Origin of the sequence: Aeromonas sp. S5(2024) (assembly GCF_041403025.1) — a bacterium.
GTDB classification, from domain to species: domain Bacteria; phylum Pseudomonadota; class Gammaproteobacteria; order Enterobacterales; family Aeromonadaceae; genus Aeromonas; species Aeromonas hydrophila.
On sequence record NZ_JBGLRI010000002.1, the window covers coordinates 1 to 13,304 of the forward strand.

Here is a 13,304-nt window from a genome sequence, read left to right on the forward strand (position 1 = left end):
TTATCTAGGTTGGCGAAGGATGTTGGAGCGCTATGGGAGGGAAGTGAATATCTCACGTTGCTTGCATGAGGCGCTGGGGCGCCCCATGCAACACGTAATTGGGACATAGCCAAAAGAAAAGGCCTTGTCATCTGACAAGGCCTTTCTCGGGGAATTTGGTCGGTGTGAGAGGATTCGAACCTCCGACCCTCTACACCCCATGCAGATGCGCTACCTGGCTGCGCTACACACCGACGGAGTCAGCTCGGCTGACGGGGGCTGAGTTTATGGAGATGGACCCTGCCTGTCAACAGTGGACATTCCACTCCGGGATCATTCGCCTGCTTTGCGAGCAATCTGCGCTTAAAGTGCCGCCAATCGCCGAAAAACCGCTCATTGCGGGGCTGTGAGCGGCTGCAAAAAATCAGGCCGCCCGAGTGGGCGGCCTGTGATGGTGCTGTGGTGACAGCGCATATACAAGAGGGATCAGCGGGTGAAGGTGAGCCGCTTGCCCAGCACCTCGTTGGTGACCTGGCCGTTTTGCCAGGCGATCTGGCCGTTGACCAGGGTCATCTCCACCGTGCTGTGGAAACGGTAGCCGTTGAAGGGCGACCAGCCGCACAGATAGAGCAGGTTGCTGTCGTTGACCACGTAGGGTTTGCCCAGATCCAGCAGCACCAGGTCGGCGAAGTAACCCTCCCGGATGTAGCCGCGATCCTGCACCTGGAAGCGCTCGGCCACCGCGTGGGAGGTCTTCTTGACGATGGTTTCCAGCGAGAATACCCCGTTGTGGTAGAGCTCCAGCAGGGCCAGCAGGGAGTGCTGCACCAGCGGCACGCCGGACGGTGCCTTGAAGTAGCTGTTCTGCTTCTCTTCCCAGGTGTGGGGGGCGTGGTCGGTGGCGATGATGTCGAGCACGTCATTGCGTACCGCATCCAGCAAGGCGTGCTGGTCGGCGGCGCTCTTCACCGCCGGATTGCACTTGATCTGGCTGCCCAGGGTGTCGTAGTCCGCCTCGTTGAAGAACAGATGGTGAACGCACACCTCGGCGGTGATGTTCTTGTCCTTGAGATCCTTCAGATCCGGGGTGGCGGTGAAGAGCGACAGCTCCTTGGCGGTGGTCAGGTGCAGCACGTGCAGCTTGGCGCCGTACTGCTTGGCCAGGGAGACCGCCAGACTGGAGGACTTGTAGCAGGCATCGGCGCTGCGGATGCGGCCGTGCTCGCGCATCGGCACATCCTCACCCCACTTGGCGCGGGCTTCGTCTTCCAGCACCTTGATGGTGGGGGTGTCCTCGCAGTGGGTGACGATCATCACCGGGCTCTCGCGGAAGATGGCGGCCAGGGTCTCCTGATTGTCCACCAGCATGTTGCCGGTAGAGGCACCCATGAAGATCTTGATGCCGCAGGACTGTTTGGGATCGAGCTTCTTGATCTCTTCCAGGTTGTCGTTGGTGGCGCCGAGGTAGAAGCTGTAGTTGGCGGCGGAGGAGTTGGCGGCTATCTGGTATTTGGCTTCGAGGGCATCGAGGGTGGTGGTCTGGGGATTGACGTTGGGCATTTCCATGAAGCTGGTGGTGCCACCGGCCACGGCGGCCCGGGATTCACTGGCGATGGTCCCCTTGTGGGTCAGCCCGGGCTCCCGGAAGTGGACCTGATCATCGATCATTCCGGGGATGAGGTGACGGCCTGCGGCATCGATCACCACTGCATCGGGGGCCTGGATATCCGGGGCGATGCGGGCGATCCGTTCCCCCTCGATCAGCACGTCGGAGGCATAGATGCGGCCTTCGTTGACCAGGGTGGCATTCTTGATAAGCAATTTGTTCATGGGGGGTTCCAGTTCCTTTGCCGATAATCGCGGGTCATAATAGCGCAAACCGCCCTTTCTCTGTAGCAAGGCCTGACTGATGAAGTTATTTGTAAAAGATTTGACCGTGATCGACTCCAGCTACCTGTGCGAACGCCGCGGTATGGTGGGGGAGAGCTGGCTGGTGGACATCGAAATGAGCGGCGAGCTCAACGAGATGAGCATGTTGCTGGACTTCGGCCGGGTCAAGAAACTGATCAAGTCGATCATCGACGACGAGGTGGATCACAAGCTGCTGGTACCGACCGAGTGCCCCCTGGTGCAGGTGACCCAGCTGGACGGTGACGAGAGCACCGTCGATCTGCTGCGGCCGGGTCGCTCCATTCACCTGCGTTGCCCGAGCCAGGGCTTTGCCTTCATTCCGGCCCCTCAGGTGGACAAGGAGTCCGTCACCCGCTATCTGCTGGCGGTGCTGGCCAAGCGGCTGCCGGGCAACATCAAGGATTTGTCGCTGACCCTGCGCCAGGAGGCCATCGACGGCGCCTTCTACCACTACAGCCACGGCCTCAAGAAGCACGACGGCAACTGCCAGCGCATCGCCCACGGCCACCGCTCTCCCATCGAGATCCACGTGGACGGCGAGCGCGACCAGGAGCTTGAGCTCAACTGGGCCGAGCGCTGGGCCGACATCTATCTGGGGACCGACGAGGATCGGGTAGCCCTCGGCGATCTCGCGTTGAGCGAGCAGGCCAAGGCCATCCTGCAAGAGGCTGGCGAGCACTACGTCGGCTTCAAGTATGTGGCGCCGCAAGGGCTGTTCCAGCTGGCCATGCCGGCGGCGGAGGTGGAGATGATCGACACCGACACCACCATAGAGCTGCTGGCCCACTACATCGCCCGCGAAGTGAAGAAGAGCGTGGGCGACAAGTTCGTCAAGATTGTCGCCTATGAAGGGGTGGGCAAGGGCGCCATCGCCTACGCCTGATCCCGCGCCGCTTGCCAGTAAAAAAACAAGGCCCCGCATCTGCGGGGCCTTGTCGTTGGCGGGGCTGGCGTGGGCGTCAGGCGCTGAGCCTAAAGCGCTTGACCAGGCTCTCCTGCTGCTCGGCCAGCGAGTCGAGCTGCTGGCTGGTCTCGGCCACCCGCTCTATGCCCTGATAGTTGAGATCCGAGATGTCGGAGATGCGGTTGAGGTTGGTGGCGATGTCGGCGCTGGTGGCCTGCTGCTGCTCGGCGGCGGAGGCGATCTGGCTCGACATGTCGCTGATGAGCACCACTATGCCCTGTACCTCCTCCATGGCGTTGTTGGCGTGGGAGCTCTGATCCATGCAGCTGTCCATCTCGCGCGAGCACTCCTGCATCACGGTGACCGCCTTGGCGACCCCCTGCTGCAGGTTCTCGATCATGGTCTGGATTTCGCTGGTGGACTGGGCGGTGCGCCCGGCCAGGCTGCGCACCTCGTCGGCCACCACCGCAAAGCCGCGTCCCTGCTCGCCGGCCCGGGCCGCTTCGATGGCGGCATTGAGGGCCAGCAGGTTGGTCTGCTCGGCGATGCCGCGAATGACGTCGAGGATGTTGCCGATCTGGCCGCTCATGGCACTGACGTCGCCAATCACCTTGCCGGTCTGCTGCAGCTTGCCCGCCAGCTGGTGGGTGGTGGTGATGTTGCCGGCCATCACCTTGCGACCGGTCTCGGAGGCTTTCTCCACGTCCATCACCCGCTCCAGGGTCTGGTTGGCGGCCTGGGCCACCTCGCGCACCGAGGCCTCCATCTGGGTCATGGCGGCGGCGACCGAGGCGGTCTCCTGGCGCTGTTTCTCCAGATCCGCCCGCACCGATTCGGTGGTGTGGCGGTTGTCGTGGGCGGCGTTGTTGAGCTGGGCCGACGCCTGGGAGAGCTGGCTCAGCACTTCGCCCATCTGCTCGATCAGCAGGTTGACCTGGCTGCCGAGCCGGCCGAATTCGTTGTTGCTGCGAAAACCGATGCGCTGAGTCATGTCGCCCTGGGTCACCTCGGTCAGCACCCGCAGCAGCTCCTTGAGCGGACGACGAATGGCCTTGCCGAGGGTGTAGGCGACCAGGATGGCGATGGTGATGGCGATGACCAGCGCCACCCCCTGGGTGAGGGTGCTCTGGGTCTGCACCTTGCCGGAGGCGCGAATGCTGTTGTTCATCAGTTGCTGGCTCTGGGCGGTGATCTGCTCGAGCTTGCTCTGGATGTTGACGATGAGCTTACTGGCCTGCTTGCTCTGCTCGCGCATCCGCTCCTGCTGCTGCATCAGCGCCAGGTACTGGGCCAGCACGCCGTCGCTGGCGGTGGTGTCGCGTACGAAGCCGTGCACGTAGTGGCCCATGTTGTTGTCAAAATCCTTGAGCTCCCCCTGCAGATCCTTGATGGTGCTGTTGAAGCCCTCGATCTGCATCTTGTTGCGCTTGAGCGCCGCCTCGATGGGGGCTGGGATGCTCTGGTTGAGAGCATCCATGGTGGAGAGTTCAATGGCGGAGAGCTTGGTGGTCAGGGTCTCGGAGAGCATCTTGATGAAGCTGTCGTCGATGGTGATCATCATGTCGCCGAGGTTCTTCTTGAACTGGGGCAGGCTGACCTGGAACTGGCCCTTGGCCTGGTTCACCTTGTAGAGCCGGGTGAGCAGGGCCTGGTGTTCGGTGGGCAGGGTGTCGGTCAGCTGCAGATAGTCCTTGACCAGCTGGTTGAGCGCGCCGAGCTCCCCCTGCAGCTCCGGGTGTTCCGCCGCTTGCCGGGCGAGGGTGGCGAGGGTCTGGTCGACCAGCGCCTTGGCCTGCTGCAGCTCGGCCACTTCGGCCGGGATCTGCTTGAGATCCTGCTCGGTCAGCACGTCGGTGAGCCACTTGTTGGCGCTGAGCAGGCTGATCTGGGTCTGGCTGCTGGCGATCACCAGCGGCATGGTCTGCCGGGTGACCTGATCCAGCGCCTGATTGAGCTCGCTCTGGCTGCGGAAGGTGAGTACCGAGGTGGCCGCCATCACGGCCACCAGGATGGCAAAGCCAAGATAGACCCTCTGCAAGATGGAGAGGTCTGACATTGTTTGTTTCATTATTGTCCCGCTGTATATGCAAAAGTCCCTTGCCTGAATACCCCGTCCATTTGATACCCTGCTACCACTGTGGGCGAGCAACGTCGGCAGACGTCTTCCGGCTATCGGTATTTTTAACAATAACTGAAGAGAATGGGACAACGGCTGTGTCAAATGTCGGCTTGTGTCACACTTGCCGGGCCTTGATGACGGGCGTTGGAACCGCTTGAGACAGGCATTGAATTTTCTTTTTCATATAAAGGAGTTATCCATGGCGCAAGAAACCATTTTCAGCAAAATCATCCGCAAAGAGATCCCCGCCGACATCCTTTATCAAGACGACCTGGTGACCGCCTTTCGCGACATCCAGCCCAAGGCCAAGACCCATATCCTGATCATCCCCAACGTGCTGATCCCCACCGTCAATGACGTGGAGCCGGATCACGAGCTGGCGCTGGGCCGGATGTTCACCGTCGCCCGCAAGCTGGCCAGCGAGGCAGGCATTGCCGAGGATGGCTACCGCCTCATCATGAACTGCAACCGCCACGGCGGGCAGGAGGTCTACCACATCCACCTGCATCTGGTCGGCGGCCAGCCGCTGGGACCCCTGCTCAGCCTGTGATGCCGCGCCTTCCTCTGGCCGGTCTCCTGCTGGCCGGTTCCCTGCTGGGGGGCTGTGCCTCCCACTGGCAAGACATGTTCGTCTCCTATTCCGATCAGATGGTGCCGCTGCGCAACCAGCTGTTGCTGGGTCATGCTGCCGAGGCGCTGCCCGAGGTGCGCGACTCCACGCCGGGGGACGATACCTATGTGCTGGACCGGCTCGAGCAGGGGCGCATCGCCTGGCTGGCGAGTCAGGACGCCGCCAGCAAGCAGGCCTTTGCCGCCGCCGACAGCCGGCTGGCGTGGGAAGACAATCAGGCCGAGTACCGGGTCAGCCAGGGACTGGCCCAGGCGGGCAGCCTGCTTACCAATGACCAGACCATGGTTTACCGTGCGCCCGATTATGAGCGCACCATGCTGCACCACTATCTGGCTCTCAACTACCTGCAGCGCGGGGATGCCGAGGGCGCCCTGGTGGAGGTGCGCCGCGCCAACCAGGTGCAGGAGCAGGCCCTCAAACGGCGGGCCGACGAGGTGCGCAAGGCAAAGCAAAAGAGCGAAGAGGCCGAGGCCGAAGGGGAGATGCGCCAGCTGATGTCGCGCGGCGCCCCCGAGCTCGACCGGCTGATCGGGCGGGTCAAGAACGGTTTCCAGAACGCCTACACCTTCTATTTCTCCGGCGTGCTCTATGAGGCGGCCGGCGATCTCAACGATGCCTGGGTCGATTATCAGCGCGGTTACCAGATAGCGCCGGACAACCGCAGTCTGCAGGATGCCTTGCTGCGCCTGGCTGTGCTGCGGGGCGCCGCGGACGAGATCCGCGAAACCGAGAAAAAGGTGGGTCGCAAAGCGCCACCACCAGCTAAAAATCAGGGCCAACTGGTGGTGCTGTTTGAAGATGGGCTGATCCCGGCACGGCGCGAGCTGTTCCTGCCGCTGCCCATCGCCACCTCCGGCGGCGATTTTCGCACCTTTACCGTCGCCATCCCCTATTACGATAATCGGGCCAGCGACACCGGGCCGCTCACGGTATCGGTGGGCAAGCGGGTCGAGCAGACCAGCGAGCTGGTCAGGCTGGAAGCGCTGGCGGCCAAAGATCTGCAGGAGCGGCTGCCCGGTATGCTGACCCGCCAGGCGCTGCGGCTGGTGGCCAAGGAGCAGGTGCGGCGCACCGCTGCCAAGGAGGGGGGTGATGTGGGCAATATTCTGGTGGGCATCTTCAATACCCTCTCGGAGCGGGCCGACACCCGCAGCTGGCTGACGCTGCCGGCGCAGGCAGCGAGCTGGCAGGGGATGCTGCCTGCGGGCGACGTGGCCCTCACCCTGGGCGCGGGGGCAGCGCAGCGGCAATTGCCGCTCACCATCCACCAGGGACGCACCACCCTGGTGTGGGTGCAGCGGCTCGGCGCCGGGTTGACGACCCGGGTGATGCCGCTCTGAGCAAGCGACAAAGAGAGATGAGCAAGACGATTAACCGGGCAGCCCCCAGTGCTGCCCCACTCACTCCAATCAAGGAGAGCAAGATGAAAGCATACGGGTTGGCCCTCGGGCTCGCGCTGCTGCTGACCGGCTGCGCCACCAATACCTCCGGCGTGGCGCTCTATGGGGCGGCGGGCGCCGCGCCAGTGACGGAGCAGCATCAAAACGTCAATGTCACCCTGACCGAGCTCAGCCGGCGCGAACAGAACGGCCTGCTGCAGGTCAATGTGGCGGCGGCCAGCACCCAGCGCGGTGACAACAAGCTGCAATACCTGTTCTATTGGTATGATGAGGCGGGGCAGGAGGTGGCCAGCGATGGCCGCGGCTGGACGCCGCTCAAGCTGCACGGCTATCAGACCCGCACCCTGTCTGCCCTGGCGCCGAGCCCGGCCGCCCGGGGCTACCGGATTTACGTACGCGAAGTGATTGAGGAATCCTACTGATGAAAATGAATCATGCCCTGCTGATCCTGACCGGCGCCCTGGTGCTGGGCGGTTGTTCCAGCACCACCGTCAGTTATGGCGATCCGACCGAAACCGAGACGGTGACCGTCGATTACGGTTCCAGCGATCTGCAGGCCATCGCCGACAAGATGGCGGATTCCATGCTGGCGTCGCCGGCCACCAGCGAGATCACCGCCGGCGGCCGTCCGGTGATGTTCATGGACTCCATCCGCAACAAGACCTCCGAACACATCGACACCGAAGCCATCACCGACACCATCCGTACCAAGCTGCTGCGCGCCGGCAAGTTCCGCTTCGTCGACATGAGCAAGGTGGCGGCGGTCAAGCAGCAGCTCGAATACCAGCAGAGCAGCGGCATGGTGGATCCTGCCTCCATGGTGCGCCTGGGCAAGCAGACCGGCGCCCGCTACATGGTCTATGGCAACCTCGCCAGCATCGTCAAGGACAACGGCAAGGTGAAGGATGTCTACTACCAGATGACCATGAACCTGATGGATCTGCAAAACGGCGAGCTGCTGTGGGCCGATCAGAAAGAGATCCGCAAGCAGGCCAAGAAGTCCACCTTTGGCTGGTAAGTCGAGCGAGGCCTCTCTGGAAGCGGCCGAGCGCGCCCTGCTGGCCCGCCTGCCGCCGCCCTGGCGCTCGGGCCGGCTGGAGCCATTGGCCAGCGGCCTGACCAACTGCAACTATCGACTGCGCCTCCCCTCGGGGCGCAGTCACTTTTTGCGCCAGGGCCACCCCGATCCGGTGCGCCTTGGCATCGATCGGGCCACCGAATGGCAGCTCTATCAGGGGGCTGTGGGGCAGAGGCTGGCCTTGCCTTGCCATCACAGCGATCCTGCCACTGGCCTGATGCTGCTGGACTGGTGCGACGAGCCGAACTGGCTGGCGGCGCCGCCCCCGGCTGCGTTGCAGCCAGTGCTGCTGGCCGGGGTGCTGACGCGCCTGCACCGGTTGCCGGTGCCGACCGTGGTGATGGCGGTGCGGGCCCACAGCGCCGGCTATCGTGCCCGGCTGGCCCGAGTGCCGGCCTGGCTGCCGGCGCTGGAGCGGGGGCTGCTGGCCAGCCGCGAACCCGCCGATTGCTGGCTCCCTTGCCATCATGATCTCAATCCGGCTAATTTGTTGGGGAGCCGGCCCTGGGTCATCGACTGGGAGTATGGCGCCGCCGGGCATCCCGGTTTCGAGGTGGCCAGCATCCAGCGTACCCACGGCTGGCAGGATGCCCAGCGCGAGGCGCTGGAGCAGAGCTATTGCGAGCGGGCAGGGGGGCCGGTCGGCCCGCTCGGTTTTCAGAGCCGGGCCTTTTTGCCCTGGGTCGATTACATAGGGCTGCTGTGGGCACTGCTGATGGCGGAGCAGCAGCCGGGGCCCGACTACCAGGCGCTGATCGATCTCAACCGGCAGCGGCTGGAGTAGGCATCAGGCATTATGAATCATCCGTTGCGTCAACCCTGTTTCATCAACATTGGAGCCTTGCATGGTGACCACCTTTTCCTGGCGCAAGCCCAGTAGCTGGAGTCTGCTGCTGCTCTGTCTGCTGCTGGCCGGCTGCTCCACCCGGGTCGTCTATTACTGGCTCGACGTGGCCATCGTCTGGCAGCTGGACGACTACTTCTCGCTGGATCGCGGCCAGAAGCGGCTGCTGGACAACGAAGTGAAGGGGCTGATGGCCTGGCACCGCCAGCGCGAGGTGCCCCGTTATGCCGACGATCTCGATGCGCTGGCCAAGGCGGTGGCGAGCCCCATGACCCCGGCCCAGGTCTCTCGCCATCTGGATGCGGCCCAGCAGAGCCTGACCCGCACCCTGGAGAACACGGTGCCGCGGGCGGTGCGGCTGGCGCGTACCCTGACCGAGGCGCAGGTGGCCATGTTCATGAAGGACCGGCTCACCCGCCAGGCGGAACGGGAAAAGGAGTTTGCCGACAAGCCCAGGGAGGAGATGCTCAAGGAGTTTCGCGACAAGATGAACGAGCGGCTGGTGTTCTGGATTGGCGAGGTGAAACCGGCCCAGGCCCCGCTGGTGGCCCAGTGGGCCCAGTGGCAGTACGAGCTGCAGGCCCCCTGGCTTGAGTTTCAGACCGCCTGGACCAAGGAGCTGGATCGGCTGATGAAGCAGCGTCAGAGCCAGGACTTCGGCGCCCAGCTCACCGCCCTGCTGCAACAGGGGGATGGCCTGATGGATGGCCGCTTCACCGGCTATACCGACCAGTCGCGCCAGCGTACCGTCAACTGGCTGAGCGATCTCAGCCAGTCGCTGGACATCTCCCAGCGGGCCCACCTCTACAGCCTGCTCAAGGGCTATGCCCGCGATTTCAGGCAGATGTCGGAGGGATAATGGCGCCAAGGGGGCCGCAGGGCAGGGGCCGGCCGGCCCCCATGCCCTTGTTCTGGCGGGGCCCCTGTGGTAGTTTGCCCTTTCTATTATGCGGGAATTAACTTTTTGAGCCTGACCGACAAAGTGAAACTGGCGCTGATGACCCTGCTCATCACCCTCGCTCTGTTGTTCTCTACCCTCTCGGTGGAGGGGTTCAAGCTGCCCGCCGCCCAGCAGTCGACCCAGCAGGTACAGCTGATGGGGGATACAGTGGCGCCGACCGATGGCGGCCAGGTGATCCACAGTGCCAGCGACAGCGACGACGGGGTCGTCAAGTTCGTCAGCTCCCACCAGAATCACCTGCTGCGGCTCGAACACTCCTTGCGCAGCGATCATCAGCCCGGCAACGTGGTGTACCAGCTGATCATGAGCTGGTCCCAGCAGGCGATCCTGCTGCTGCTGTGCGGCCTGCTGTTCTATGCCGCCCTCTTCTATCGCAGACACAGTTTCCGCGATCGGTTTGCCACCATCCATCGGCACCGGTTGCAACGCCAGCACCTGCAATACCGTTTCTGTCAGAGTTACCTCGCCTGATCCCGATGGGGTCCGGTCCTTTCGCACCACCTCATCGCCTCCTGATGCCTGCTCACCGCGCGTGAACGGGCCACTGTCTCATTCGTATTTTCTTGCGTGCCGCCTGCGTGGCGAGTGCGCAGCCTTCTCCTGACAGAGGCTGATTTCATGAGAAAAAAGAGTCGTATCACCTTGAACCGCATGAACATGTGGCAGTACGCCCTGCTGCTGCTCATGCTGTTCACCTTTGCGTTTTACTCCCTGCCCACCTTCTTCGGTGAGCAGCCCTCCCTCGGTCTGCACGGCCAGACCAGCCTGACCGAGGCGCAGCGTACCCTGCTGGCCGACAACCGCATCGAGCCACTCAAACAGGTGCAGCAGGGCGAGCGGGTCGAGCTGGTGTTTGCCAGCCAGGCCGAACAGCAGCGCGCCAAGCAGCTGCTGGAGCAGCAGGGCTATGACAGCTCGGCGCTGACCCTGGAGTTCTACTCCAACGCCCCTAGCTGGATCAGCCAGCTCGGCGCCGCCCCCATCAAGCTCGGGCTGGATCTGCGCGGCGGCTCCCAGCTGCTGATCGGGGTCGATCTCAGCTTCGTGGTCGACAACCAGACCAAGAACCTGGTGGACATGCTGCGCACCCAGTTTCGCGAGGCGCGCCTGCGCGGCGCCAACGTGGCCCGGGTGAGCGAAGGGGAGGTGAGGGTAATTCTGCCTGAGGTGGCCGATCAGGCGCCCTGGCTCACCATCATCAAGGATTCCGCCGGCACCCGGCAGGATCAGTGGACCCTCAAGCGCAGCGGCAACGAGCTGCGGCTGGTGATGAGCGAGGCCGAGCGCACCCTGCTGGCCAACAACGCGGTGACCCAGAACCTGTCGATCCTGAAAAAGCGGATCAACGAGCTCGGCATCGTCGAGGCCTCGGTCCAGCGCCAGGGTCAGGACGGCATCCGCATCGAGCTGCCCGGGGTGCACAATCCCAAGCAGGCGAAAGAGGTGATCGGGGCCACCGCGTCGCTGGCCTTCTACGAGGCCCAGGCCGACAGCCGCTTCTTCATGGCGGATCGCAACGGCCAGGCGGTGGGGCTGGCCCGCAAGCCGGTGCTGACCGGCGAGCACATCGTCGATGCCCGCGCCAACATGGGCGAGATGGGGCAACCCCAGGTCAACATCGTGCTCGACAGCCTGGGCGGCAGCAAGATGAACCAGTTCAGCCGCCAGAACGTGGGCAAGCCGATGGCCACCGTCTTTACCGAGTACAAGACCAATGCCGAAGGCAAGTTGCGGGCCAGGAGCGAGGTGATCAACGTCGCCACCATCCAGACCGCTCTTGGCAACCAGTTCCGCATCACCGGGATCGGCAGCCTGCCGGAAGCCCAGGAGCTGGCCATGCTGCTGCGCGCCGGCGCCCTCACCGCGCCCCTCAAGATCCTGGAAGAGCGCAGCATAGGCCCGACCCTGGGTCTGCAGAACATCGAGGCAGGCTTCACCGCGCTGGCGTTCGGCATGGCCGGCATGATGCTGTTCATGATGGCCTGGTATCGCAAGTTCGGCTGGGTCGCCATCACCGCGCTCATCGCCAACTTGCTGATGCAGGTGGGCATGCTGGCGGTGCTGCCGGGCGCCGTGCTGACCCTGCCGGGGATCGCCGGTCTGGTGCTCACCGTCGGCATGGCTGTGGATACCCACGTGCTGATCTTTGAGCGGATCAAGGACCGGCTGCGGGAAGGGGGTTCGTTGGCCAACGCCATCGACTTTGGTTACCGTTCGGCGTTTCGCACCATCTTCGATGCCAACATCACCACCCTGATCTGCGCCGTGGTGCTCTATGCCATCGGTTCCGGGCCACTGCAGGGCTTCTCCATCACCCTGATCCTGGGCCTCATCTCCAGCATGGTGACCGGCATCTGGGGCACGCGCGCCATCATCAACCCCCTGTGGGGCAAGAGCAGCGCCAAGCTGCTGAGGGTGTGACCATGACTTACCACCACCAGTGTCATCGCGCCGCGCGTTCGAGCCTGCTCCGCGCCCGCGTCACGCGCTTCCCTGCGGGAAGCCCGAGCCATCTGCCGTCGAGGGAACAACAATGCTGAGAATGATCATTGCCATGGGGCTGACCCGCTGGCGTTACATCGGCCTGTGGGCCTCCGTGCTGCTGACCGTGGCGAGCATCGCGGTGCTCGCCATCAACGGCCTCTCCCTCGGTCTTGACTTCACCGGCGGCATCCTGCTGGAGTTTCGCATCCAGACCCTGAAGGAGGCCCATGAGCTCAACGCCCTGTTGACGGCTCCCCTAGCGGGCGTGGTCGAGCTGCACGGTGCTGGCGTGCCCGGCGAGTGGCTGATCAAGCTGCCGCCCCACGAGCTGCCCTGGGCGGCCGAGGAGCTGGCGGTGATGCTGGGTCAGCAGCTCAACCTGCCGGTGGAGCTGCTGCGCACCACCATCGTCGGTCCCCAGGTGGGCGCCGAGCTGTTTCAGCAGGGGATGCTGGCGGTATTGGTAGCCTCGCTCGCCATATCCGCCTACCTGGCGGTGCGTTTCGAGTGGCGCCAAGCCATCGGCATCCTGGTGTCGGTGCTGCACGACGGTCTGGTAGCGCTGGGGCTGCTGGCGCTGTTCAACATCGAGTTCGACCTCAACGTCATCGCCGGTCTGATGGCGGTGATCGGCTACTCCCTCAACGACAGCATCGTCATCTCCGACCGCTTGCGGGACTTGCTCAGCTCGCGCACCCAGATGGGGATCCACGACTGCTCCGACGTGGCCATCAAGGCCACCTTCAGCCGCACCATGATCACCTCGGGCACCACCTTGTTCACGGTGGGGGCCCTGCTGCTGTTCGGTGGCGACGCCCTCTACGGTTTCTCCTTCACCCTGTTTGCCGGCATTCTGGTGGGCACCATCTCCTCCATCACGGTGGCCTCCACCGTGCAGGAGCTGCTGGGCCTCTCGCCGCAGGCTTACCAGAAAAAAGAAGAGGAGCTGGCGGAGGCGGCATAACTCCGCCATTCCCATGCAAAACGGGCCCT

General features: G+C 63.7%; 12 protein-coding genes, 1 tRNA gene and 1 pseudogene. 11 read left to right on the top strand and 3 right to left on the bottom strand.

Annotation, left to right across the window (positions count from 1 at the left end; genetic code table 11):
- Positions 1-109 (top strand): annotated as a pseudogene (locus ACB032_RS03880) (IS1595 family transposase); the annotation flags it as partial.
- Positions 110-156: 47 nt separating this feature from the next.
- Here the strand turns inward: ACB032_RS03880 and ACB032_RS03885 are convergent.
- A tRNA-Pro gene (locus tag ACB032_RS03885) sits at positions 157-233 on the bottom strand.
- Positions 234-465: 232 nt separating this feature from the next.
- Positions 466-1,809: a dihydroorotase gene (locus tag ACB032_RS03890; protein WP_011706420.1), complete on the bottom strand. Its 1,344-nt coding sequence runs from the start codon at positions 1,807-1,809 to the stop codon at positions 466-468.
- Between the two features lie 79 nt (positions 1,810-1,888).
- Between ACB032_RS03890 and ACB032_RS03895 the strand changes: the two genes are divergently transcribed.
- Positions 1,889-2,773, top strand: coding sequence for a 6-carboxytetrahydropterin synthase (locus ACB032_RS03895; protein ID WP_371137391.1), 885 nt, complete (start codon positions 1,889-1,891; stop codon positions 2,771-2,773).
- A gap of 76 nt (positions 2,774-2,849) precedes the next feature.
- On the opposite strand, the gene ACB032_RS03900 is transcribed toward ACB032_RS03895, so the two are convergent.
- A complete protein-coding gene (locus ACB032_RS03900) occupies positions 2,850-4,850 on the bottom strand; it encodes a methyl-accepting chemotaxis protein (RefSeq protein ID WP_227656830.1) in 2,001 nt (666 codons plus the stop codon).
- 262 nt (positions 4,851-5,112) lie between these two features.
- Here ACB032_RS03900 and hinT point away from each other — a divergent pair, with 262 nt between their 5' ends.
- From hinT to secF, 9 genes are all read left to right on the top strand, one after another.
- On the top strand, positions 5,113-5,463 hold the full coding sequence (gene hinT / locus ACB032_RS03905; protein WP_010633658.1) for a purine nucleoside phosphoramidase: 351 nt from the start codon (positions 5,113-5,115) through the stop codon (positions 5,461-5,463).
- On the top strand, positions 5,463-6,884 hold the full coding sequence (locus ACB032_RS03910; protein ID WP_371137392.1) for a COG3014 family protein: 1,422 nt from the start codon (positions 5,463-5,465) through the stop codon (positions 6,882-6,884). Before hinT ends, ACB032_RS03910 begins: the two co-directional genes overlap by 1 nt.
- Positions 6,885-6,967: 83 nt before the next feature.
- Positions 6,968-7,366: a YcfL family protein gene (locus tag ACB032_RS03915; protein WP_275201735.1), complete on the top strand. Its 399-nt coding sequence runs from the start codon at positions 6,968-6,970 to the stop codon at positions 7,364-7,366.
- A complete protein-coding gene (lpoB, locus tag ACB032_RS03920) occupies positions 7,366-7,962 on the top strand; it encodes a penicillin-binding protein activator LpoB (RefSeq protein WP_103829102.1) in 597 nt (198 codons plus the stop codon). Before ACB032_RS03915 ends, lpoB begins: the two co-directional genes overlap by 1 nt.
- Positions 7,952-8,806, top strand: coding sequence for a choline kinase family protein (locus ACB032_RS03925; protein WP_275201736.1), 855 nt, complete (start codon positions 7,952-7,954; stop codon positions 8,804-8,806). Before lpoB ends, ACB032_RS03925 begins: the two co-directional genes overlap by 11 nt.
- Positions 8,807-8,867: 61 nt before the next feature.
- Positions 8,868-9,725 (top strand): DUF6279 family lipoprotein, encoded by an 858-nt coding sequence (locus ACB032_RS03930; RefSeq protein WP_011706414.1) that lies wholly within the window; start codon positions 8,868-8,870, stop codon positions 9,723-9,725.
- 66 nt (positions 9,726-9,791) lie between these two features.
- Positions 9,792-10,298: a hypothetical protein gene (locus ACB032_RS03935; protein WP_039214529.1), complete on the top strand. Its 507-nt coding sequence runs from the start codon at positions 9,792-9,794 to the stop codon at positions 10,296-10,298.
- 147 nt (positions 10,299-10,445) lie between these two features.
- Positions 10,446-12,248 (top strand): protein translocase subunit SecD, encoded by a 1,803-nt coding sequence (gene secD / locus ACB032_RS03940; RefSeq protein WP_167825017.1) that lies wholly within the window; start codon positions 10,446-10,448, stop codon positions 12,246-12,248.
- 112 nt (positions 12,249-12,360) lie between these two features.
- On the top strand, positions 12,361-13,275 hold the full coding sequence (secF, locus tag ACB032_RS03945) for a protein translocase subunit SecF (RefSeq protein WP_024944906.1): 915 nt from the start codon (positions 12,361-12,363) through the stop codon (positions 13,273-13,275).
- Positions 13,276-13,304 lie beyond the last annotated feature (29 nt).